This is a genomic window from Mycetohabitans sp. B3 (assembly GCF_021498065.1).
Taxonomy (GTDB): domain Bacteria; phylum Pseudomonadota; class Gammaproteobacteria; order Burkholderiales; family Burkholderiaceae; genus Mycetohabitans.
In genome coordinates, this window is record NZ_JAHLKN010000017.1 from 92009 (window position 1) to 115342 (window position 23334).

Annotated in this window: 21 protein-coding genes; 8 read left to right on the top strand and 13 right to left on the bottom strand. The window is 60.8% G+C overall.

Features of this window, described 5'->3' with window-relative positions:
- Positions 1-2 precede the first annotated feature (2 nt).
- Together KQH55_RS04040 and KQH55_RS04045 are read left to right on the top strand one after the other, a co-directional pair.
- A complete protein-coding gene (locus KQH55_RS04040; RefSeq protein WP_235090244.1) occupies positions 3-2099 on the top strand; it encodes a MacB family efflux pump subunit in 2097 nt (698 codons plus the stop codon).
- A 9-nt stretch (positions 2100-2108) separates the two neighbouring features.
- The gene (locus KQH55_RS04045) at positions 2109-3542 is read left to right on the top strand and encodes an efflux transporter outer membrane subunit (RefSeq protein ID WP_235090245.1); all 1434 of its coding nucleotides are present in this window, start codon (positions 2109-2111) and stop codon (positions 3540-3542) included.
- Here KQH55_RS04045 and KQH55_RS04050 read toward each other — a convergent pair.
- The 3 genes from KQH55_RS04050 to KQH55_RS04060 all read right to left on the bottom strand — a co-directional run bounded on the left by KQH55_RS04050 (position 3510) and on the right by KQH55_RS04060 (position 7013).
- Positions 3510-3731, bottom strand: a complete 222-nt coding sequence (locus tag KQH55_RS04050; protein ID WP_235090246.1) for a hypothetical protein — start codon at positions 3729-3731, stop codon at positions 3510-3512. The two genes, KQH55_RS04045 and KQH55_RS04050, sit on opposite strands and share 33 nt — an antisense overlap.
- Before the next feature lie 451 nt (positions 3732-4182).
- Positions 4183-4857, bottom strand: coding sequence for a DUF2290 domain-containing protein (locus tag KQH55_RS04055; RefSeq protein WP_235090247.1), 675 nt, complete (start codon positions 4855-4857; stop codon positions 4183-4185).
- Positions 4854-7013, bottom strand: a complete 2160-nt coding sequence (locus KQH55_RS04060) for a DEAD/DEAH box helicase (protein ID WP_235090248.1) — start codon at positions 7011-7013, stop codon at positions 4854-4856. The genes KQH55_RS04055 and KQH55_RS04060 overlap by 4 nt, the downstream gene beginning before the upstream one ends.
- A 300-nt stretch (positions 7014-7313) precedes the next feature.
- Between KQH55_RS04060 and KQH55_RS04065 the strand changes: the two genes are divergently transcribed.
- The gene (locus KQH55_RS04065) at positions 7314-7451 is read left to right on the top strand and encodes a hypothetical protein (protein ID WP_235090249.1); all 138 of its coding nucleotides are present in this window, start codon (positions 7314-7316) and stop codon (positions 7449-7451) included.
- Positions 7452-7580: 129 nt separating this feature from the next.
- On the opposite strand, the gene KQH55_RS04070 is transcribed toward KQH55_RS04065, so the two are convergent.
- Together KQH55_RS04070 and KQH55_RS04075 are read right to left on the bottom strand one after the other, a co-directional pair.
- Complete coding sequence (locus KQH55_RS04070; protein ID WP_076796877.1) at positions 7581-8945, bottom strand: sigma-54 dependent transcriptional regulator; 1365 nt, start codon at positions 8943-8945, stop codon at positions 7581-7583.
- A 470-nt stretch (positions 8946-9415) separates the two neighbouring features.
- Positions 9416-10744 (bottom strand): aspartate aminotransferase family protein, encoded by a 1329-nt coding sequence (locus KQH55_RS04075; RefSeq protein ID WP_235090250.1) that lies wholly within the window; start codon positions 10742-10744, stop codon positions 9416-9418.
- A gap of 107 nt (positions 10745-10851) precedes the next feature.
- Here KQH55_RS04075 and KQH55_RS04080 point away from each other — a divergent pair, with 107 nt between their 5' ends.
- The 3 genes from KQH55_RS04080 to KQH55_RS04090 all read left to right on the top strand — a co-directional run bounded on the left by KQH55_RS04080 (position 10852) and on the right by KQH55_RS04090 (position 13877).
- The gene (locus KQH55_RS04080; RefSeq protein WP_373566356.1) at positions 10852-11256 is read left to right on the top strand and encodes an aminotransferase class III-fold pyridoxal phosphate-dependent enzyme; all 405 of its coding nucleotides are present in this window, start codon (positions 10852-10854) and stop codon (positions 11254-11256) included.
- A gap of 114 nt (positions 11257-11370) precedes the next feature.
- The gene (locus KQH55_RS04085; RefSeq protein ID WP_235090251.1) at positions 11371-12843 is read left to right on the top strand and encodes an NAD-dependent succinate-semialdehyde dehydrogenase; all 1473 of its coding nucleotides are present in this window, start codon (positions 11371-11373) and stop codon (positions 12841-12843) included.
- Between the two features lie 164 nt (positions 12844-13007).
- Positions 13008-13877, top strand: coding sequence for an SAM-dependent methyltransferase (locus KQH55_RS04090; protein WP_076796881.1), 870 nt, complete (start codon positions 13008-13010; stop codon positions 13875-13877).
- Here the strand turns inward: KQH55_RS04090 and KQH55_RS04095 are convergent, their stop codons facing one another.
- Positions 13878-14453 carry a DUF1415 domain-containing protein gene (locus KQH55_RS04095; RefSeq protein WP_083703751.1) on the bottom strand — a complete coding sequence of 192 codons (576 nt, stop codon included), beginning with the start codon at positions 14451-14453 and terminating at the stop codon, positions 13878-13880.
- The gene (locus KQH55_RS04100) at positions 14437-14643 is read right to left on the bottom strand and encodes a hypothetical protein (protein WP_076796882.1); all 207 of its coding nucleotides are present in this window, start codon (positions 14641-14643) and stop codon (positions 14437-14439) included. Before KQH55_RS04100 ends, KQH55_RS04095 begins: the two co-directional genes overlap by 17 nt.
- A 418-nt stretch (positions 14644-15061) precedes the next feature.
- Between KQH55_RS04100 and KQH55_RS04105 the strand changes: the two genes are divergently transcribed.
- Positions 15062-16324, top strand: coding sequence for an Hsp70 family protein (locus tag KQH55_RS04105; protein WP_235090252.1), 1263 nt, complete (start codon positions 15062-15064; stop codon positions 16322-16324).
- 129 nt (positions 16325-16453) lie between these two features.
- On the opposite strand, the gene KQH55_RS04110 is transcribed toward KQH55_RS04105, so the two are convergent.
- Positions 16454-16657 (bottom strand): cold-shock protein, encoded by a 204-nt coding sequence (locus KQH55_RS04110; protein WP_104077761.1) that lies wholly within the window; start codon positions 16655-16657, stop codon positions 16454-16456.
- 541 nt (positions 16658-17198) lie between these two features.
- Here KQH55_RS04110 and KQH55_RS04115 point away from each other — a divergent pair.
- Complete coding sequence (locus KQH55_RS04115; protein ID WP_235090253.1) at positions 17199-18797, top strand: APC family permease; 1599 nt, start codon at positions 17199-17201, stop codon at positions 18795-18797.
- Between the two features lie 89 nt (positions 18798-18886).
- On the opposite strand, the gene KQH55_RS04120 is transcribed toward KQH55_RS04115, so the two are convergent.
- The 5 genes from KQH55_RS04120 to prfA all read right to left on the bottom strand — a co-directional run bounded on the left by KQH55_RS04120 (position 18887) and on the right by prfA (position 23258).
- Positions 18887-19909 carry a CopD family protein gene (locus KQH55_RS04120; protein ID WP_083703752.1) on the bottom strand — a complete coding sequence of 341 codons (1023 nt, stop codon included), beginning with the start codon at positions 19907-19909 and terminating at the stop codon, positions 18887-18889.
- A 371-nt stretch (positions 19910-20280) separates the two neighbouring features.
- Positions 20281-20883, bottom strand: a complete 603-nt coding sequence (locus tag KQH55_RS04125) for a UbiX family flavin prenyltransferase (RefSeq protein ID WP_076785548.1) — start codon at positions 20881-20883, stop codon at positions 20281-20283.
- Positions 20873-21187, bottom strand: coding sequence for a Grx4 family monothiol glutaredoxin (gene grxD, locus KQH55_RS04130; protein ID WP_013434908.1), 315 nt, complete (start codon positions 21185-21187; stop codon positions 20873-20875). The genes KQH55_RS04125 and grxD overlap by 11 nt, the downstream gene beginning before the upstream one ends.
- Positions 21188-21262: 75 nt before the next feature.
- Positions 21263-22168: a peptide chain release factor N(5)-glutamine methyltransferase gene (gene prmC, locus KQH55_RS04135; RefSeq protein WP_076785547.1), complete on the bottom strand. Its 906-nt coding sequence runs from the start codon at positions 22166-22168 to the stop codon at positions 21263-21265.
- A gap of 7 nt (positions 22169-22175) precedes the next feature.
- Positions 22176-23258, bottom strand: a complete 1083-nt coding sequence (gene prfA, locus KQH55_RS04140; protein WP_076785546.1) for a peptide chain release factor 1 — start codon at positions 23256-23258, stop codon at positions 22176-22178.
- Between the last annotated feature and the right edge of the window lie 76 nt (positions 23259-23334).

A 23334-nucleotide genomic window follows, 5' to 3' on the forward strand; every position in this document is an offset into this window, starting at 1 on the left:
CGATGCCCCGACCGCTGCTGCAGCTCATCAACGTCACGCGGCACTTTCCTGCCGGCGACCGGGATGTGGTCGTGCTGAAAAACGTCAACCTGTCGATCGTCGCGGGAGAGATCGTTGCGATCATCGGCGCGTCAGGTTCCGGCAAGTCGACGCTAATGAATATTCTGGGCTGCCTGGATCATCCGAGCGCCGGCAGCTACCGGGTCGATGGCCGCGAGACACGCGAACTCGACGGAGACGAGCTAGCACAACTGCGGCGCGAGCGCTTCGGCTTCATTTTTCAGCGCTACCATCTGCTGCCGCACCTGAGCGCGGCAGAGAACGTCGAAATGCCGGCAATCTATGCGGGCAGTGCGCAGTCTGTGCGGCGAGCGCGCGCTGAGCATCTGTTGGCACGGCTCGGGCTCGCGCAGCGCGCCGGGCACCGCCCAAGCCAGCTATCCGGCGGACAGCAGCAGCGCGTCAGCATCGCACGTGCGCTGATGAACGGCGGCGAAGTGATCCTTGCCGATGAGCCGACAGGGGCACTCGATTCGAAGAGTGGTCAGGAGGTAATTCGGCTTCTGCGTGAGCTGAACGCGCTCGGCCATACGGTGATCATTGTCACGCACGATGAGCATGTCGCCGCGCACGCGCGCCGGATCATCGAAATCCGCGATGGCAAGATCGTCGCAGACCGGACGAACACGCTATGCTCGGCGGCCGATGTCAGCGTATCGGCCGCGGATACGGTAGCCACCGACGCTACATTGACCGCATCCGCATCCGCCGACACATCATTTGCCGTTATCGACCACGTAACTGCACAGGCAAACGCACCGGTCGCATGCGGTACACCCGTTTCCGCGGTGGACACGCGGGCTGCCACGCCTGCGCTACGTGCGCGCCGCTGGCCGGCGAGTGCCGGACGCTTTGCCGAGGCATTTCGGATGGCATGGCTCGCGCTCATGTCGCATCGGCTGCGCACGGGTCTGACGATGCTCGGTATTATCATCGGTATCACGTCGGTGGTATCCATTGTTGCGATTGGCGAAGGCGCGAAGCGCTACATACTCGATGAGATCGCCAGTATTGGCACGAACACGATCAACATCTTCCCGGGCCGCGACTGGGGCGACAGCCAGGCGAGCACGATCGAAACGCTTGTGCCCGTTGATGTGGCCGCACTCGCCGAGCAGCCCTATCTTGACAGCGTGACACCCGAGACGTCGCGCAGCTTGTTACTACGCTACCGAAACATCGACATCAACGCGTTAGTGAGTGGTATCGGCGAACATTACTTCCAGGTACGGGGGATACGCTTCACTCAAGGGATGGGTTTCGGTCCTGACGACGTACGCCGTCAGGCGCAAGTGGCGGTGATCGACCAGAACACACGTCGCAAGCTGTTCGGCGCCAACTCGAATCCACTCGGCGAGGTAGTGCTCATCGGCAACCTGCCGTGTGTGGTGATCGGTGTGACGGCGGACAAGAAGAGCGCGTTCGGTGAGATAAAGAGCCTAAACGTATGGGTACCCTACACGACAGCGAGCGGCCGGCTGTTTGGTCAGCGCCATTTTGACAGCATCACGGTGCGGGTGCGCGATGGACAGCCGAGCACGGCAGCCGAAAACAATCTCGTGAAGCTGATGACGCAGCGCCACGGTCGCAAGGATTTTTTCACTTACAACGTGGATAACGTGGTCAAAACGGCTGAAAAGACCGGCCAAATGCTGACGCTATTGTTGTCGCTGGTCGCGGTGATCTCACTCGTGGTCGGCGGGATTGGCGTGATGAATATCATGCTCGTGTCGGTGATCGAGCGAACGCGCGAGATCGGCATCCGGATGGCCGTCGGCGCGCGGCAGAGCGATATCATGCAGCAGTTCCTCATCGAGGCGGTTGTGGTATGCCTGATGGGCGGCGCAATTGGCATCGTGTTGTCGTTTGGCACGAGTTTTATCTTCCCGCTGTTTGTCGCTCAATGGAAAATGGTGTTCTCTGTCGCCTCCATTGTCACCGCGTTCTTGTGTTCGACACTAATCGGCATCATTTTCGGTTTCATGCCCGCTCGCAACGCTGCACGGCTCGATCCGATCGATGCGCTCGCGCGCGATTGAGGTGACGCCATGATGATCCGCATTGCGAGTGTTTTCCACCGCCTGCTCGCGCTCGCCTGCGCCGCCGCGTTGCTTGCGGGTTGCACGAACGCGCGCCGCCAGCCGTTGCCTGCAGTGGACCTGCCTGCCCATTGGACAGCGTACGACGCGAGCGGCGCGACAGCGCAGACGCATCCCTGCGCTGTCTCTAGCCCATCTGAGCCTTGCGCGGCAGCGTCTATTCTGGCCGACTGGTGGCGCAGCTTCGGTGACCCGGTGCTCGATCGGCTAATTGCCGACGCGCTTGCCGTGAACAACGATCTCGCCGCCGCTGCGATCCGCGTCTATCGCGCACAGCTGCGGGCCAATCTTGTCGCGACCAACCTGACGCCCACTGTGACGCTCGGCGGCAACGGCCGCGTATCGCGCACGCTGGATTCGCACCAGGCATTACGCGCGAGCAGCGTGTCCGGCTCCCTCAACTACGAACTCGACCTGTGGGGCAAGCTCGCCGCGCAGCGCGATGCGGCGCGTTGGGAAGCCGACGCGACGCAGGCCGACCGCGACGCAGCACGGCTTTCACTGATCGGCACGACGGCCGCGTTGTACTGGCAGATCGGCTACCTGAATCAGCAGATTGCGCTTGGCGATGCGAACATCGCGTATGCGCAGCGCACGCTCGCGCTGGTGCGGGCGCGTCATGCGGCCGGCGCGGTCTCCGGGCTCGATGTCGCGCAAGCCGAGCAAAACTTATCCACGCAGCGCGCGATGCAAACACAATGGATTCAGCAGCGTACCGAAAACCGTCACGCGCTCGCGATCTTGCTTGACCGTCCGCCGCAAGCGCGGGCCGCCGAACCCGCTGCGCTGCCTGACCGGCTGTTGCCGGCAGTGCCAGCGGGCTTGCCTGCCGACCTGCTCGCACGGCGTCCGGACCTGCGCGCGGCGGAGTTCCGATTGCGCAGTTTGCTCGCGAACATTGATATCACACGCACCCACTTCTACCCGTCGCTCACGCTGACCAGTTCGATTGGCACATCAAGTGTGAGCCTTGAGCGTGCGCTGTCGAATCCTATCGCAACGCTCGGCCTTGGGCTCGCGCTGCCCTTTATTCAGCGGAACACGATGCAGCTGCAGATTAAAGTGTCGCAGACACAATATGAGGAAGCCGTCGTCAACTTCCGCCAGCAGCTGTACACGGCGCTCGGCGAGGTCGAGAACGCGCTATCCGCACGCGTGCAGCTCGAACAAGAAAGCGAACAGCGTACACTGTCGCTCGCTCAGGCGCAGCGCGCGGAAGCGCTTGCGCGGGCCCGCTTCGTCGCTGGTGCGACTGGCGTACAACCGTGGCTCGATCAGCAGCAGCGGTTGCGCGACGCGCAGAGCGCCGATGCACTGAACCGCTTGGATCGGCTTAATAACCGAATGACTTTATATAAGGCGCTGGGCGGCGGTGATCACTGATTGAATTTCCATTCTTCCAGAGCCACGTACACCCGAGACTATCCATCGGCATTCGTCGGCTTGCCGCCGTCGAGATTCTTGTGGTAGTTCGCCGTGGAGGGCGCTGCCGATCGGCATGAGCAGCAGACGCATGTTCTTGACGTTCATCGCCGTGCCATAGCGTTTGGCCAAGCGCGTGAGAAATGGCATGTCGATTTCTCCTTGTCTCTAGGATAAAAAAACTCACTTGCTGGATGACTGCAAGAAACGTCTCGATCACTAGATGAGCTTCAGGCATTCAGACCTACAAAGTATTGAGAATTCGAGAATCTCATACAGATTCTCCTACGCCATACTTAAGACGTGCTGCAGCCGATTCATGCCGTTATGACTGGAACACGGCGATTTCGTGGCGGATCGCTACATTGTCGATTATCCGGTTGAAGCGCTCGGCGGCACGCTTCCCGTGCAGCGGGCGGAGACATGGACGGATTGCGAAATTGATGCCATCGTTAGCGAGGCTGAGGCTCCCTCAATCGGGGCCGTTCTAAAGTGGAAATTTCCGGCCCTTCGGGATGGGCCGAATCGGCCCGGGGCTTGCACTGGCAGAACGCCTGATTGATATTGAGCTGGTCAAAGTTCCCACGCTGTCAGATGTTCGTTAAATCGTTGGAACTACCACGTGCATCAAAAGCTTTTCGTTTTCGGTGATTGCTTCATCAAAACCAAGCCTATGAGCAGGCAGGCGGCCGACAAAGTCGTGCGATTCAGTTTGATAGAAATTTCTGAGGATAAACTCGGCAAACCACCGAGGGGTTATCCCAGAAGAAACAGGAATGCGACATCCCTGAACATCGCCCAATGTAAGGTGGCAGCATGGATGGTTAATGTCGACGGCGGCTGCTTGATCAAAGTCAAATCGCAAGGGGGAGGGCACGATGCGCCGCGATACGATATCCAAAAAGAGCTCATCTCGCATGTACGAATCAGGATCATCCTGGAATGCGCGCAAGCTGGGCGAGGGATAATACGCGAGTCGATGCTTGACGAGCTGTTCGCCTTCAAAAAGGTACATCATCTGAAGCAATCCCCCATCGAGTAGCTTGACGTTGTACGAACGTTTATCCGACAGCTCCAGATGAATAACCTCGTAGTCGATTTCGCCCACGGCAATTGATACGTGCTCGGCCCCACCAAATGTGATCTCCCATCCCTGAGCGGAAAGTTGTCGTAGAACGGGAAAATTTTGATCATCAGCAATTCCAAGTTCTATCAACGATGACACGATTTGCTCGATGTCATCTCTGACCGTGCGCGGTTGTTGCGGGGGCTTCATACACTGTCCCTAAGCAGCCGAAGAAGCTTCTGCTTTGTTTCTTCATCAAGATCATCGGGCGTGAGTTCTCCTCGTTCCAAGGCGTCTACCAATTCAACTGCGCGCCCCTTCTTTTGCTCCAAGCGTCGCTTTTCGTGTGGCGACAGATCGCGGTATGCGATTCTAAGCTTTCCGAGAACGCTATCGGTGGGATAGGTGAAACACAAGCGAAAATCATTCTGCTTCAACCGCTGAAATTCTTGAATAAGATGAGACATTCCCTCGCCATGTCCTATCACGCGTACCCACGCCTTGCTTCGGGTGATTGCTGTGAACAAACGGTTGCGCAGATTGGCTAACCCGGCCCCAGCACCATCACAATCTTGTACATTGATCACATATACCATGCCGGCTTCGTTGCCCTTAGCGCGGTAAATGCCGGTGAAAGTGACAGACGGGGTTTCTGTCTTGAAGAAAACATCAGCTAATGTGTCTACACCTGCCAGATGACTCTGAATGCCACAATCGAACAAGGTCTTTCGAATCGGTCCAAATCGCGTGCGTGCCGATACGGGATCTGGATGAATGACGATGATATCATCGTGCCGTAGCTCGTCCTCTTCAATATTTTTCTTGATTTGGTCAACAAGCCAGGCATTTTGCTCAGCCTCATTATTGAATTGCTGGAACGAAACCAGATCGTCTATGGGCGAGTGATCGGCAAGGAACTCGGGGCTTGTCTCATTTGTACGTTCGAGAACAACGCATTCTCCCTTGGCTAAAGTACCTTGGCTGACTCTATATCCAATTTCTTTCCAAAGTGCTGGTTGATCGAACATTTGGACGAGTCCGGTCTCTGTGCCTTTGGGCTGATCATGGTAGATACCAAAACCCAGAGCATGAGCGGTAACAAGCACCGGTCGCGAGTTCCGGTAGCACTTTCCCAAAATTACGTCTCGCCTCGTATCATCGCCGAGGGACACTAAGGGAGCCCCCTTCGTATCAATACCAAAGATGTCTTCCGGAGGAGGTAGCGAGGCCCCAGAGAGATTTTGTAGTTCATCGTAAGCGTAAACTAACCGCTTCGGTGATTTCAGCGTCGAATAACAAAGACGCAAAAAGCTTGGCGCAAAGTCTTGCGCTTCATCCACTAAAACAGCGTCGTAGAGCTCAGGTGCTGACTTCAGGGCACCCAGTGCGGCTTGGCAGGCGCCCTCGAATGCTTTCGCGTCGCCGCCAAACCGGGCGCTCGCAGTTCGAAAATCGTGAAAGTCTTGCCCAGTAGCGCGGCAAAATTCATAGTAAACGCCATCACGTTCGTCACCTCCTGGGGCGCCCCACGCGTTTATTATCCGCAGTTTTGACCAATCAGGCTCTTCGCCACTCTGCTCAATGCAAAAATTGTTAATGAGGCGCTTGAATTGCCCCTTTAATGATCGGGTATGAAATGTTACGGCGATGCGCCAATCTGGATGTTGTGTGTGAAGATATGCTGCTTTTAGAGCAAGCACGATCGTTTTTCCCGACCCAGCCAAGCCTCGAATGCGCTGTACGCCGTCCACAGTCTCGATGACTGCGCGGTTCTGGCGATGATCCAGCGTAGCAATCGAGTCCTCGAGTTTCTTGAGTTTTGCACCGCGAGAATTGGGTTTGCTGACTTCTCGCTTCGAGCGGCTCTTGCGGATTGAGGACAGGCTCTCGACGGCGGAAAGCGCCATCCGGTATAGGGCCTCGGTGCTGTCATCCCACGATGATATAGACGCGATGACTTCTGCCAAACTCTTGTCGTTGGCAATCGGATAGCCGTTCTGCGCGAGTCGCTTAACATCATTGATCGTTGGCGCGAAGGAGATGACCTGGAGTATCGGGATCAATCGTCGCCCTTTGACGAGCTCCTTGTGGAGACGGAGTTTGGCGTCGATTTTGTTAGCTAGGTCGTCTTGGCGGGCGGCGTAGTCACCAACGTCTGTCCCTTCGATCAAATCAAAAAGGACAACCCCCTTCTCTGGACTGACAAATGTTGCATCGAGGAAGTACTTTCCCTCGGGGGTGGCGATTAGCGGATATCCAAAGAAGCACTCACCGGAAAGTCCGTCGATCGCGGCCAAAGCTTCTTCCAGTGCCTGTGTGGCGACGGGCTTTCCATTGGCTCCACGCGTGAAGTTCACTTTGGTCATGTCGATTGTCCGTCCAGCAATGCTATAAATCCGTGTCGATACTTCCGCTCGAACTACTCGTTACGGTTCTCGGGCAAAACGTTAGCGAGCTGCCAAGCGCCGAAGCTGCGCCTTGTGGTAGGCACTTGGGGATCGAACCCGCGAAGGCGCCGACTACAGACGCCGCATACCGTCCTTCGACAGTGGTACAAAACGCTATGTTCGCCTACCCGTGCGAAGATGGACACTCGGCCGTTTGTCCGCGTTCCGCAGTGAGCAGGGTTTGAGACGTGTGAGCTGTGCCGCCGCATTATCGCACCGTTGACTGCCGATCGCCCGCGATCGGATCAGATCGCGGTGCTGGTCGACGCGATCATCGCGATGGCGCATGTGCTGAAGCCGTGGGTCACTGCCGAGAGCGTCGAGATTGCCGAGCAGTCACGCTTGCTCGGCGAGTGAGTGTACGACCGAAGCACAGGTTTGGAGTATTCCCAGCCGGTCGATGCCATGGCACCGAGCCGGCTCATCGCACCGACACGCTGCCGCTCTAGCGTCGCATCGCGTGGGCCGCCCCGGTCGCGCTTGGGATCACCCCGCGTCCGTAGCCATCTCCGCAAGACGCTGGGTGCGCAGTCGGCGGTACAGCGTGGAGCGGGAAATACCCAACTCTCGCGCCGCTTCGGTTTGCCGGCCGCGGTGCCGCTTCAGCGCCTGGTCGATCAAATGGTCATTGATGACCACGGGCGGCTTGATGATCGGCACGGCCTCCGGCGGCACCCACTGTTCGAGTTCCAGATCGTGAGCCGTTAGGAGGGTGCCGTCAGTCATCACCAAGGCACGCCGTACTCGGTTGATCAACTCGCGCACGTTTCCTGGCCACGGATAGCGACGCATTGCGACCATGGCCGACGGAGAAAAGCCCTTCACGTGCGGCGCGTCCGACTTGTATCGTTCGAACATACATTGCGCGAGCACTTCGATGTCTTTGCCGCGCGTGCGCAACGCGGGCTGCTCCACGCGCAGCACGCACAGCCGATGATAGAGATCGGCGCGGAAGCGCCCGGCGTTGACGGCTTCCTCCAGGTTCGCGTGCGTGGCTGAAATGACCCGCACGTCGACGTGGATCGTGTCACGCCCGCCCAGGCGCTGGATCGTGCGCTCTTGCAGGAAGCGCAATAGGCTGGTCTGGCTCTCCAGTGGCAGATCCGCGATCTCATCGAGGAACAGCGTGCCGTGATTGGCCGTCTCGATCCGGCCGACCTTGCGCGACACTGCTCCGGTGAACGCGCCGCGCTCGTAGCCAAACAACTCGGACTGGACCAGGTGAGGCGGAATCGCCCCACAGTTGATCGCGACGAACGGCCGTTTGGCACGGGGCGAGCGCTCATGGATCGCGATCGCGGTCAGCTCCTTGCCGGTGCCCGACTCACCGGAAATGAGCACTGGCGCGTCGGTGCGCGCGATTCTCGGTATCTTGTCGAACAGCTTCAGCATCGCGTCGCAGGTACCGATCATCCTCCCTTCGCGCGAGCGTGACTGGCCCTGGGGGGCGCGCAGCATGAGCATGCCGTATGCTTGGCCAACTGCATCGGCTATGCGCTGCTGCGACGCGGGAAGCGTTACATAATCAAAACAATAGTCACGAAGCACTGCCCTGACTGCCGCGATACTGAGCTGCCGCGGCTCAACTAAGCCGATCCAGGCTACGTCCGATGCCGCCTGGCAGACCGCCAGCGCATCCAGCAATTCAGTGTCGGGCACCGTGCTCAGGTCGAGGATCCCGCCTGCCTGATCGACATGCTGCAGCGCGTGCCTGACGGCATGCCCATCAACGACGACCGACACGAGCCAGCTGCGTCGGGACAATTGTTGTTGTAGGTCCTGGGACGGCTCGCGTGTCCAGTAGACGAGTCTTCGAGAAACGGTGAATTGACTGCCGTTAGATAGCGACATGACTGCCCCGTATCGATGCATTGTTTTTGTTATAGGGACAATCACCCCCGCGGCATAACACGAAAGTGATAGATCTTGTCAAATCGTCGGTTGGCATGTCGCAATCGAGCCGCAGCAACAGCGAATAGTTATCGGATAGGCCGGTCTATTGACCCCCGCCGTTTCTGCCGGCTTTGGATGTCCGGCACTTTTAGACTATAGCGAGGCTCTCCTACTGGGATCGGCACGCATGCGAAAGAGGAGCGAGAAAAACGCAACAATTTGGCACGGGTAGTGTCGGAAGTGATTGGGCCGGTGGCTGAAAAAATAACATCGGGCGAGAGCGGGGCCGGGTTTCCGTCATACGGGCAACAGCAAATGCTTGCGTTCCCACGAACGGATCACGCGGATGAACGCTTTGTACTCTATTTCCTTCAGCAGCGTACTCGATGGCGTCGGCGCTGGCCGAATACGCGGCTATGGCGTTGTCGTTACTTCAGCGTTTGCAACGCGTTGCGCACCGTGTCGAAAACTTGCGTGATTTGTTGTTCGGAGATGATCAGCGGTGGCGAGAACGCGAGCGTCTCCCCGGTATAGCGGATCAACACGCCAAGCTCGAAACACTTGACGAACGTTTCGTAGGCGCGCGCACCGAATGCGCCGTCGCGTGATTTCAGCTCCACACCACCGACCAACCCCAGGTTGCGCACATCCTTCACGTACGGCGCATCGCGCAGCGCGTGGATCGCATGCTCGAAGAAAGGCGCGATCTTTGCCGCCCGCTCAAATAATCCCTCGCGCTGATACAGGGCCTGCGTCGCGACTGCCGCCGCCGCCGCGATTGGATGAGCCGAATACGTATAGCCATGAAACAGCTCGATGGCGCCCGGCGCGCCAGCGTTCACGATCGTGTCGTAAATCTTCCTGTCCGCGGCTACCGCGCCCATCGGCGCAGCGGCGTTATTGATCGCCTTGGCCATCGTGATTAGGTCTGGCTTGACGCCGAAGAACTCGGCGGCCGTCGCGCGGCCGAGCCGCCCAAAAGCGGTGATGACCTCGTCGAAGATCAGCAAAATGCCGTGTTTGGAACAGATCTCCCGCAGCCGCTGCAGGTAGCCCTTTGGCGGAATCAGCACGCCAGTCGAGCCGGCCACCGGCTCGACGATCACGGCTGCGATCGTGGATGCGTCGTGCAGCGCGACCAGCCGCTCGAGTTCGTCGGCTAGGTGCGCGCCATGTTCGGGCTGTCCGCGGGAAAACGTGTTCCTTGCCGGATCATGCGTGTGCGGCAGATGGTCGACCGCGGGCAGCAGCGCACCGGAGAATGCCTTACGGTTGGCGACGATGCCGCCTACCGAGATCCCGCCGAAACCGACTCCATGGTAGCCGCGCTCGCGGCCGATCAGCCGGGTGCGCTGCCCGTCGCCGCGCGCCCGGTGATAGGCGAGTGCAATCTTCAGCGCGGTATCGACTGACTCCGACCCCGAGTTGGTGAAGAAGATGCGGTCCAGCCCGTTCGGCATGATGTGGGCCACCTTGGCCGCCGCCTGGAAGGCGAGCGGATGGCCCATTTGAAATGGCGGCGCATAGTCGAGCGTGTCGGCCGATTGCTGTATTGCAGAGACGATCTCCTCGCGCGCGTGGCCTGCATTCACGCACCACAGGCCGGCCACGCCATCGAGTACTTCGCGGCCGTCGCTGCTCGTGTAGTACATGCCCTTGGCCGACGTCAGCAGGCGCGGCGCGGCCTTGAACTGGCGATTGGCGGTGAACGGCATCCAGAAGTTCGACAGGTCGCTGACGGTATCGGATGAAGTCATGGTGGCTCCTTGAGTCGTTATCTAACTCTATCGCTGTCCACTCGCCGACGGACAGATACAGTTTGCCAACTGCGCTGCTAACTGTATCGTTTACCACTCAAGCTGTGTTGGACCATACGAGACGTCGAATCGCGATCATCGAGCCCGACCTGCAGCTGGACCGCGACGGGACACGGGCGCCGCGGGTGGACCAGTTGATGCACAGCTTTGCTCGCTGCCGTGGGATGCAGCACGACGATGTCAAACCGGACTTGATAACGATGGCGAAGAGTCTGGTCGGTGGCATGCTGCTGTCCGATATGGTCGGCCGGGCCGTGCTGACGGATGCCGCGGAGCCCGGCGGACTGGGCGGCATCTACGTGGACCATTCACTCGCCTGCACGGCGGCGCATGTGGTGCTCGAGGTGATCGTCGAAGAGAACCTGAGCACACGGGCCGGACACGCTGGGGCGGCAACTGAAGAAGCGACTCGAGCATGGCCTGTTGCTGCTCGTAGGCAGCGTACATGGTAAGGTAATTCGCTTCCTTTTCCGCTGACGAGCGAGCCGGCAGCGCTGGACGAGGGCTGGACATACTTGAACACGCGCTGACGCACGGCGCCGTCGCGCAAGCATAGGAACAAGAGCATGGGATCGGACAATCAGGCGTTATCGTTGAAGGATTCGTCGCTGCTGCGCGATCTGGCCTACGTCAGCGGGACGTGGGTCGGCGCGGATGAGGGGCGCACGTTCGATGTGGTCGATCCGGCGACGGGCCGCACGCTAGCGGCCGTTCCAGCGATGGGCGCGGCCGAGACGCGTCGCGCGATCGATGCAGCGCAGCTGGCACAACGCGCGTGGCGGGCGAAGACGGGTAAAGAGCGTGCCGCGGTACTGCGTCGCTGGCACGATTTGATGCTAGCCAATGCGCACGACCTGGCCACGATCATGACGGCCGAGCAGGGCAAGCCGCTTGCCGAGGCAAAAGGTGAGATCAGCTATGCGGCATCATTCCTCGAATGGTTTGCGGAAGAAGCCAAGCGGGTGAATGGCGACACGTTGGCGAGCCCCGCCGGCGACAAGCGGCTTGTCGTGCTGAAGGAGCCGGTGGGCGTATGTGCGGCGATCACACCCTGGAATTTCCCGGCAGCGATGATCGCGCGCAAGGTGGCCCCCGCGTTGGCGGCCGGCTGTGCGATCGTGCTTAAGCCGGCGGAAGCCACGCCGCTGTCGGCGCTCGCGCTGGCAGCCCTGGCCGAGCGCGCTGGCGTGCCGGCGGGTGTGTTCAGCGTGGTCACGGGCGATCCGAAGACGATCGGCGCGGAAATGACGTCCAATCCGGTCGTGCGCAAGCTGTCGTTCACGGGCTCGACACCGGTCGGCCGGCTGCTCGCGGCCCAGTGTGCGCCGACAATCAAAAAGCTGTCACTGGAGCTGGGCGGCAATGCGCCGTTCATCGTGTTCGACGATGCGGATCTGGACGCAGCCGTGGAGGGCGCGGTCGCCTCGAAGTACCGCAATGCCGGCCAGACCTGCGTGTGCACGAACCGCTTCTACGTGCACGACTCGGTGTACGACGCATTCTCGCGCAAGCTTGCCGATGCGGTCAGCCGGCTCAAGGTGGGCAACGGGTTCGACGCGGGGGTGACGCAGGGACCGTTGATCAACCAGGCTGCGGTGGACAAGGTCGAATCGCACATCGCCGACGCGCTCTCCCATGGCGCACGCGTGCTCTGCGGCGGCAAGCGGCATGCGTTGGGCGGCACTTTCTTCGAGGCAACGGTATTGGCCGGCGTGACCCAGGCAATGCGCATCGCGCGTGAGGAAACATTCGGTCCCGTCGCGCCGCTGTTCCGCTTTAGTACCGATGATGAAGTAATCCGTCTGGCCAACGAGACAGAATTCGGGCTGGCTGCGTACTTCTACAGCCGGGATCTGGGGCGCGTGTGGCGCGTGGCGGAAGCGCTCGAGTATGGCATGGTGGGAATCAACACGGGCTTGATATCGAATGAAACCGGCCCGTTCGGCGGTATAAAGCAGTCAGGGCTGGGGCGCGAAGGGTCCAAGTACGGGATCGACGAGTATCTCGAGATGAAGTACCTGTGCATCGGTGGGGTTTGATTCCTTCTGCTCGGGCGCACCGCTCGGAAGAGCGGTACCGCAAGCTTTTTCGGTACACTGTCACCGGTAGGCCGGTTGCGCGGATTGTGCAACCGGCCTACCGGTGACAACTGTGCGCCACCGCGCTTGTCGGCGTGGCGCTTGAACCTGTGTTTCGACCTGCCATGTCCGAGAAGTACAACGTCCGCCCCGGCCAATCCATCGAATTGCTCAAGGAACTCCATATCCTGACGCGCGAGGGCAAACTTAACCAGGACAGCCGGCGCAAGCTCAAGCAGGTCTACCACCTGTACCAATTCATCGAACCACTGCTCGCCGAGTTGAAGCAACAGGGCGGCGACGTGACGCTAGTCGATCACGGTGCCGGCAAGTCGTACCTCGGTTTTATTTTGTACGATCTGTTCTTCAAAAACCTGGGCGACGGCTCGCGTCTGTACGGTATCGAGGCGCGCGACGACCTGGTCACCCAATCCGTTGACTTGGCTGCCCGGCTCGGGTTTTCTGGTATGTCGTTCCTAAAATTATCCGTAGCGGAATCGATCTCATCGGACAAACTACCGTCAGCGGTAGACATCGTCACTGCGCTGCATGCTTGCAATACTGCGACCGACGATGCGATCCGCTTTGCTCTGGCCAAGCAGGCCCGCTATATCGTGTTGGTACCGTGCTGCCAGGCAGAGGTGGCGGCCGTGTTGAGGCGCAACAAGGCGAAGGCGCTCGGACGCACCGCGCTGAGCGAGCTATGGCGTCATCCGCTGCACACGCGCGAATTCGGTAGCCAGTTGACCAACGTGCTACGCTGCCTGCAGTTGGAGGCGCATGGGTATCACATTAGCGTGACCGAACTGGTCGGCTGGGAACACTCGCTGAAAAACGAACTCATCATTGCCACTTACAAAAATCTGCCACGTCGCAAGCCGTCCGAGCGTCTGACGGCGATGTTGGCCGAACTAGGGCTGGAAGAACTCGCGCCACGTTTCTTCATCCCGGCGCTGACCCGCGAGAGCGAGCAGCGGATCGCCAATTCGGCATGATCAACGGCGTTCGTCGTCCGCTTCCAGCAGGCGGCGCCAGCCCGCGTGACCGAGTGCGCGCATCGTTTGCTCGTTGCGTTCGTAGATTTGCGCCGCATCCGCAAACGCGTCAACGGCCCGCGTCACGCTTGCTTCCCGCAGCAGATGCAAGATCGGATACGGCGCGCGGTTCGTATAGTTCTCGATGTCGTGCTCACCGGCGCCGGCGAATTGGAACAGTGGATGAAAGCTCGCGATCTGTACGATGCCTTCCAGCGCGCGCCGACGCAAAAGCTTGTCCGCACGTGGCAGGAAGTCGTTGAACGCGTAGAAGTCGGCAAATGCGTCCGGCAATATCAGCAACGTCGTATCGATCCATTGCGGATCCGCGTTGACCAGCGCCTGCAGTTCGACATCGAGCGCAGCCAGCACGTCGGCGGCGCTGTGGGCGTTGCTGACTGTGTAGCGGATCTGCCGCTTGACATGGACGGACTTCGCGAAAGGGCATAGATTCAGGCCAATGACGGCTCGTTCGAGCCATCGCACCGTGGCGCTAACGACGGCGGCGTGGCCCTTGTGTTCATCGTGCATCGGCATCGGAGGGCGCGGTGGCCGCGTCGATCAACTGGGCGGCCAGAGTCGGCGCCGAGGCGATCGCGTCGCAGCGCGGATCGAGGGTCTGGCTGGCAGTGTAGACGCCCTCAACGAGCAACGCAAGCGACGCGCCGAGCCGTGCGGGCTCGCGTGCGCCGGCCTGTCGCGCCAGATCGGTCAGTCGTTCGAGCAACGCTGTCTTGTTACGGGTGACGATCTGGCGCGCCGGGTGCTCGCGCTCCGAAAACTCGCACGATACATTGACAAACGAACAACCCCGGTAGTCGGCTCGGCGCGCGCCGAGGCATGCTGGTGGACGGCATCCGCCCCTGTGTGGAGGGTTGATTGCTGTGACTCATGACTCATTCCAGCGCTGCACCAATACGAGATGCCCGGCAGTGCGATACCGTTTCTTGACATGTTACCGCTCAGTCTAAGATCGCAACGCCATGTTGCCGACCGGTAACATGGCGTTGCGATCGAACCAACGGGACAGGCACAGACAGCGACAGAGGCTTTGCCTGCGGCACCGCTTCGTGCTAAAAACCTGTCCCTTCCCGAGTTGGTGGTGTCAGCCGCGAGGTCGCAGCCGGCCGTCCCAGGAGCATTGAATGAATTATTGCGCAATCGATTTTGGCACGTCCAATTCTGCCGTCGCGCTGCCGGCACGGGACGCCGCGCCGCATGGCGTCCGGCTGGCCCCGGTCGAGGGCGACCATGCGACCTTGCCCACGGCCGTGTTCTTTAATCTGGACGAGGACATTCGTGTGTTTGGCCGGGCTGCGATCGAATCCTATATCGATGGTTATGACGGACGGCTGATGCGCTCGATGAAGAGCATTCTGGGCTCGCCGCTGGCCGAGCAGAGCACTGAATTGGGGGATGGCACTGCGGTGCGTTATCTGGACGTGATCGCGCTGTTCCTACATCATCTGAAGCAGTGTGCGGAGGCCGCGGCGGGCCGGCCGGTGGAGCGGGCGGTGTTGGGGCGTCCCGTATTCTTTTCCGACGACGATCGTCGGGCCGACCGTCTGGCGCAGGACCAGTTGAAGACAGTCGCCCATGCTGTGGGTTTTCGGCACATTGAGTTCCAATTCGAGCCGATTGCCGCGGCGTTCGACTACGAGTCGCGGCTCGATTCCGAGAAACTGGTGCTGGTCGCCGATATCGGCGGCGGTACGTCCGACTTCTCGCTGGTGCGGGTCGGGCCGGAGCGGGCGCGAAAGCTCGAACGGCAAGCAGATGTGCTTGGCCACCACGGCGTGCACGTGGCCGGCACCGATTTCGATCGGCGCGTGGAACTGGTGGCGATCATGCGTGAGTTGGGCTATCAATCACTGGATGAACAGGGACGTGAGGTGCCGAACCGAATTTACTTCGACCTCGCGACTTGGCACCTGATCAACACCGTTTATGCAACCAAGCGGGTGGGCGAGTTGCGGCTGACCAAGTACGTTTATGCGCAGCCCCGCTACCATGACCGGTTGATGCGCGTCATCGATGCGCGGCTCGGCCATGCGCTGGCTGGGCTGGCCGAGCGCGCGAAGATCGACGTGGCCGTGGGCGGCGACGCGACGCTCGACTTGTTCCAGGTTGAGCCCGATTTGGCGGTGACTTTTTCCGAGCCGGAACTGCTGGAGGCGGCGCAGGACGAGATCCGCCGGATTGCGAACGCGGCGCGCGACACGCTACGTCAGGCCGGCGTGCAGGCCGCCGATTTGGGGGCGGTGTACTTCACTGGGGGCTCGACCGGGTTGCGCTGCGTGACCGGGGCGATCGGCGACGCGTTTCCTCGGGCGGAAAAGGTCTTCGGTGATCGTCTAGCCAGCGTCGCCACCGGACTGGGGATCCACGCGCGGCGTTTGTTTGAGTGACGCGTACGCCGGATGAAAAAAATCGCGCTCGCCTAAAAGACGCAACCCCACGCTCCGAAGAACGTGGGGTTCGTCAGCAATCTGCCCGCGTAGAGCGGGGGCTTGGCGCGTCGCGCCAGGCGGAAGGGCTTACGCCGCGCGAATATTCGCCGCTTGCTTGCCCTTCGGGCCCGTCTTCACTTCGTACGTGACTCTTTGGTTTTCCTGAAGGCTCTTGAAGCCATCCATGCGAATTTCGGAGAAATGCGCAAACAGGTCTTCACCGCCGTTGTCCGGCGTAATAAAGCCAAAACCTTTGGCGTCGTTGAACCACTTGACGGTTCCGGTTTCCATAAAACGAATCCTTAAAAATGAATAAGAGCCGAGGCCCGATAGCGCACGAAAATCAAGGAAGGGTGAGAGGAACAACCGAAGTACCGTCGTGGGAGACTACAGATGGATAACCACCAACACTCGCCGCTTGAAATCCTGCAAACACAGTTATATTGCGAAAATCAGACCCGGTCAATGCTTTTGTCGCAAACTCAGTAGTTTCCCCGATGCGCTCCAACCGGTGTCGCTTCGGGTCTCGACCTTTTCGCCGTTTTTTCGTAACGGCCCGCCTCGTCATCGAAATGGGCGTAGAACTCGCTTTCCACGCCGAGTCTGGCGCTTTGTGTTAATCATTTGTCATTTGTTTGATGATCCGTGCATGGGTTAATTCCATGCTTGTCGGGTCGCCCCGTGTTTCGTCGATTCGCAACTGATCAGCCAGTTGAAAGGTGCCACCGTTAAACTTCGCGCCGGTTGCAACCGACGCGTGACGCGTATTCACGAGACGTGCCAGCCGGAAACGGCACAGCGGTAAGGCGCGCTCATGTTCCTAGGAGATGTTGTGGATAGTTCGATCAAGCGAAACATCAGCCCATTCGCGCTGATGTTGACCGGCTTGGGCTCAATCATCGGGTCGGGCTGGCTCTTCGGGGCCTGGAAGGCGGCAAAAATTGCAGGGCCTGCGGCAATCATTGCATGGGTGATTGGCGCGGTGGTGATCCTTGCGATCGCGCTGACCTATGCGGAACTCGGTGCGATGTTCCCCGAGTCGGGCGGCATGGTCCGCTATGCCCGCTACTCCCATGGCTCGTTGGTCGGCTTCATCAGCGCGTGGGCCAACTGGATCGCAATCGTCTCCGTGATACCGATCGAGGCAGAGGCATCGATCCAATATATGAGCTCATGGCCTTATGATTGGGCTCATGCGCTGTTCGTACACGGCGAGTTGACCTTACCCGGGCTCCTGCTGTCGGCTGTGCTCGTGATCGTGTACTTCCTGTTGAACTATTGGGGTGTGAAGCTGTTCGCGCACGCGAATTCGGCAATCACGATCTTCAAGTTCCTGATTCCGGGCGCCACCATTTTGGGCCTCGTGCTGACCGGCTTTCATACGGACAACTTCGCGACCGGTGCGACTGGGCAGTTCGCGCCCTATGGCTGGTCGGCGGTGCTGACCGCGGTGGCCACCAGCGGCATTGTCTTCGCGTTCAATGGGTTCCAGAGTCCGGTGAACCTAGCGGGTGAGGCGCGCAATCCGGACCGTAGCGTGCCGTTTGCCGTGGTCGGCTCAATCCTGATCGCGCTGGTTATCTATGTGCTGCTGCAGGTCGCGTATATTGGCGCCATCAAGCCGGCGGACATCATCAAGGGCTGGGACAAGTTGAACTTCAGTTCACCGTTTGCCGAGCTTGCGCTCGCGCTGAACCTGAATTGGCTTGCGATGCTGCTGTACGTTGATGCGTTTGTGAGCCCCAGCGGCACCGGTACCACCTACATGGCGACGACGACCCGGATGATCTACGCGATGGAGCGCAACAACACGTTGCCCAAGATTTTCAGCAGCGTGCATCCGCTCTATGGGGTGCCGCGGCCCGCGATGTGGTTCAACCTGATCGTTTCGTTCATCTTCCTGTTCTTTTTCCGTGGCTGGAGTTCGCTAGCTGCGGTCATCTCGGTGGCCACGGTGATCTCGTACTTGACGGGGCCAATCAGCCTAATGGCGCTGCGCCGCACCAGCGGGGACATCGCGCGGCCGCTGCGCATCCCCGGCATGGGCTTGATAGCGCCGTTTGCGTTTGTCTGCGCGTCGCTGATCTTGTATTGGGCAAAATGGCCGTTGACCGGCGAGATCATCCTACTGATGGTCGTCGCGCTGCCGGTCTTCTTCTACTACCAAGCTAAGGCGGGCTGGAAAGGATTCTCTAAGGACTGGCGCTCAGCCTGGTGGATGGTCACCTATCTGCCGGTGATGGCAGTGTTGTCGTACATCGGCAGCAAGCCGTTCGGCGGGATTGGCTATATCCCTTATGGCTGGGACATGGCGGTCGTCGCGGTGACCTCGCTCGGGTTCTATCAGTGGGGTGTGTCTAGCGGCTGGCGCACCGCGTATCTGGACGAGCGGGAACAGCGCGAGGAAATCCTGGAAGGCGTCGGTATTTGAGCGTGGGGGCATCGGTATCGGCGTGCCGTCGCGTGCATCGGCGCGGATTGACACCGAGGCACGCGGGCCGGCTCGCGCCGCCGCACGCGTTACGCCGGCGGCAGGTGCGATAATGTTGCCGCCGCAATCAGCGCGGCCGCCAGCAGCGCCGACTCGGCTAACAGTGTTTTGCCAAGATGGGCGGCTGTGACTGAATAGCGCGGCGACAACCTATTGCTTTCCCCTCCATGGGCGTGTTGCGCATCACGCAGCCGCGGCAACCATACAGCACGGTTCAGTGTCCTGAGCAATGCGACTGCTGCCACGATGACGAGCTTGGCGCCAAGCCATCGGCCATAGTATGTGCCGGCCAGCGGGGCGGGCACGTTGGCGCAGATCCATACGACGTTGTATAGGCCCGTGAGCGCGACCAACGTCAAGGAGACCGCCGACGCGCGGGAGAGTCGTTCACAAAATGCCAGATGCCGCCCGCCGTCGGCGCGTGTATGCAATGCGAACGTCGGCAACACGAAGGCCGCGATGCTCACGCCGCCAGCCCATGCGGCGCTCGCTCCGACATGCACGCAGTACACGGCCTGTGCGAGGCTGAAGTCCCCCGCACCTGCCGCATGACTGACTGCGGCCTTACCTGCCGCGTACAGCGCGAGACCCAGCACCGTGATGCGCATCGGCCAACGGGGTGGGGCGCTGCCCGGCCCGGGTGGCGGACCACCTCGTGCTTGGCCGCCGCGCAGATGCACGCGCGAGGCGGCGAGTGCCAACGTGATACCGGCCGTCCCGGTCAGCCACGCGGCGCCGTAATGCGACTGCCGCAGTACGATGCCCAGCGCGGCGCTCAATGTCGAGCCGCTTATCGTGGCGGCCTGCAGCCACAGGTACATCACTTGGGCGATAGCCAGCGCGCACAACGAAAACCATTGGATGGACGGCAATCGGACGCCGGGCATGGCTTGTTTGATCGAGCCACGCAGCCGCAGCCGTGCCGCGTCGCGAGACGAAGCGAACACGGTGGCCAGTGTCGCGCCGCACAGTACCGAGCCTGCGGCGATCGCGAACAGCACGTCCTGGATGGCGGCGAGCGCCATCTGCATGATGGACAGGGACGAGGTCATCGGGCCGCGCTCCGGTTGACGGCCACGCGTGTGCGCGGTCGCGCGACGGTGGTGGGCGAGGCGTCTTCACGGGTTGTGGCAGTGTTTTCGCGGGCGGCGACGGAAAGTGGGCGCAATGCTTGGATAGTCATCGAGGCTGGAGCGGTCGGCGGGCTGCCTCACCAAGCCATGGCGACCGTCATCGCGTTGTCGGCGGTGGCAAGGCGGGCGGCAGGGGGCGGCGCCGGGGCGCGTATGTGAGGAAGACGAGCACCGATTATGCCATGCGTCGCGATGGGGCGACCGTGCGCAGAGCCGTCTCGCGTAGGGGCCTGAGCGCGCGCCCGTCTAATCAATGCGACCGCAGGCAACGCATTGTGTCGTGTTGGTTGTTAATCTCGCGCGGCTGCCAGTCCCGTCCATGCCCGCGAGCGCGCTGCCGCAAGTCCGAACATATCCAGCGCGCGCGCGACAGTATCGGCCACCACTTCGTCGATCGTCGCGGGACGGTTGTAGAACGCCGGCACCGGCGGGAACACAATGCCGCCCATCTCAGTGACGGCCGTCATGTTGCGCAGATGTGCGAGATTCAGCGGCGTTTCGCGAACCATCAGCACGAGCCGGCGCCGCTCCTTCAGCGTGACATCGGCAGCCCGGGCAATCAGGTTGTCGGACAGGCCATGCGCGATGCTGGCCAGCGTTTTCATCGAGCACGGCGCCACGATCATGCCGTCCGTCTGAAATGAGCCGCTCGAGAGCGTCGCGCCGATGTCGCGCGGATTGTGCACGTGATGCGCCAACTGTTCGAGTGCCGCACGCTCGATGCCCAATTCGTGCCGTATATTGAGCCAGCCGGCGCTAGAGACGACCAGATGGCTTTCGACGCCGTCCAACTCACGCAGCGCGCGCAGCACGCCGGCGCCGTAGACGGCGCCGGTGGCGCCGGTGATCGCGACGATTAACCGTCGTGTCGACGGCCGCGCGTCATGAGGCATTCGTAAACAGCTGTTGCAATTCTCCGGACTGATACATCTCCATCATGATGTCCGAGCCACCGACAAATTCACCGTTCACATACAACTGCGGGATCGTAGGCCAGTTCGAAAACGTCTTAATGCCTTGCCGTACTGCCTCGTCTTCGAGAACATTGACCGTATGCACCGAATCAACGCCGCACGCCTTCAGGACCTGGATGGCTCGGCCGGAGAAGCCGCACATCGGGAACTGCGCGGTGCCCTTCATGAACAGCACGACCGGATGGTCGCTGACGATTTGCTTGATGCGCTCTTGAGTATCCATAGCTGACCTTGCTTCAAATGCGGTTTGGATTAGATGATAGCGGATTTCGTCTGCCCGAGCCGGCGTTGCGGCTCGCTAGCGGCTGCCGCAGGTGACGCGCTCGATGCCGGCCAGGTCCCGCACAGAGCGTACCGAATCAAAGCCGTGCGCGTCGAGCAGCGCGCGCACGGCTTCAGCCTGGTCGTACCCGTGTTCGAGCCATAGCGTGCCGCTCGGCGCTAGCCACGCGACGGAGGCGGTGACGATCGCGCGAATCGCGCTGAGCCCGTCTGCGTGGTCGGTCAACGCGTCCAGTGGCTCGAAGCGCAGGTCGCCCTCGCGCAGGTGCGGGTCCGATGCGGCGATATAGGGCGGATTGCTGACGATGGCGTCAAAGCGCGCCGGGGCGGCGCGATGCGGTTCGCTAAGCGCCTTGAACCAATCGCCGTGGCGTAGTGCGAGACGGGGCTGCGTGGGTGTGCCTGACGTGACGAGGCCGTGACGCGCGGCCGACGCCGGCCGTGCCGGTGCAAGTGCCGCGTCGCCGAGCAGGCGCTGCGCATTGCGCCGCGCGACATCCAGCGCGTCAGCGCAGCGATCCGTGGCGACGATCCGTGCATCCGGGCGCGCATGGGCGATCGCGATCGCGATGGCACCGCTGCCAGTGCCAAGATCGAGTATGTGGGGGGATGGGATTGTCCGTACCGCGTCCAGCGCGCACTCAACCAGCAGCTCCGTCTCCGGACGTGGGATCAGCACGTGCGGCGTCACGTCGAACTCGAGCCCGAAGAATTCGCGCGAACCGACTAGTTGCGCGATCGGCTCGCCCTCGACTCGCCGGGCCTGCAACGCCAGAAAGCGCGCCGACAACGCGTCCGGCAGCGTGTCGTCAGCACGCGTGATCAGCGCGGTACGCGGCCAATTTAGCACGTGGGCGAGCAGAATCCGCGCTTCCAGCGGGGCCAGCGGCGAGGTTCGCAGCAGTTGCGCGACGCAAGTCATAATATGCTTACTCGGTTTCGCCCATCGCGGCGAGCAGCTCGGCCTGGTGTTCCGAGACGAGTGCGTCGATGAGGGTGTCCAGGTCGCCGTCCATCATCTGTTCCAGCTTGTACAGCGTCACGTTGATCCGGTGGTCGGTTAGCCGGCCCTGCGGGAAATTGTAGGTGCGAATGCGCTCGGAGCGGTCGCCCGAGCCCACGAGACTTTTGCGGGTGGCGGCCTCCTTCGCATGCTGCTCCTGATATTGCTTGTCCTTGATGCGGGCGGCCAGCACCTTCATCGCGCGGTCCTTGTTTTTGTGCTGCGAGCGATCGTCCTGGCATTCCACTACGATGCCAGTTGGGAGGTGCGTGATGCGCACTGCCGAGTCGGTCTTGTTGATATGCTGACCGCCGGCGCCCGATGCGCGGAACGTGTCGATACGCAAATCGGCCGGATTGAGTTCGATCTCGGCGATCTCGTCCGCCTCTGGCATCACGGCGACCGTGCAAGCCGACGTGTGGATACGCCCCTGTGTCTCGGTGGCCGGCACCCGCTGCACGCGATGCCCGCCTGATTCGAATTTGAGCCGCGAATAGGCGCCCTGGCCGATGATGCGAACGATCACTTCCTTATAACCGCCCAGGTCCGACGCGCTTTCCGACATCATCTCGACCTGCCAGCGATGGCGTTCCGCATAGCGCAGGTACATGCGTAGCAGGTCGCCGGCAAATAGCGCGCTCTCGTCGCCGCCGGTGCCGGCGCGAATTTCCAAGAAGATGTTGCGCTCGTCGTTCGGATCCTTGGGCAACAGCATTTTCTGCAAGTCGCACTCCAGTTGCTCCATCCGGCTGCGCGCTGCACTGAGTTCGTCCTCCGCGAAATCCCGCATCGATGGATCGGCCAGCAACTCCTGAGCGGTCGCCTCATCGTTGCGCGCGGTTTTCCACTGCGCATATTGCTCGACCACTGGCGCGAGTTCCGCGTGCTCGCGGGTCAGCTTGCGGTATTGGTCAAGATCGGATGTGACATCTTCGCGCGAAAGCTGTTCGTTTAACTCCAGCAGTCGCTTGGTCAGCTGCTCCAGCTTGGCTTGCATACTCGGTTTCATCGGCGCATCTGGCAAAGGGCGCGAACAGGGTCGCGTTCAATGGAAAACGAAGGCACGCTCGACGATACGCGCGTGC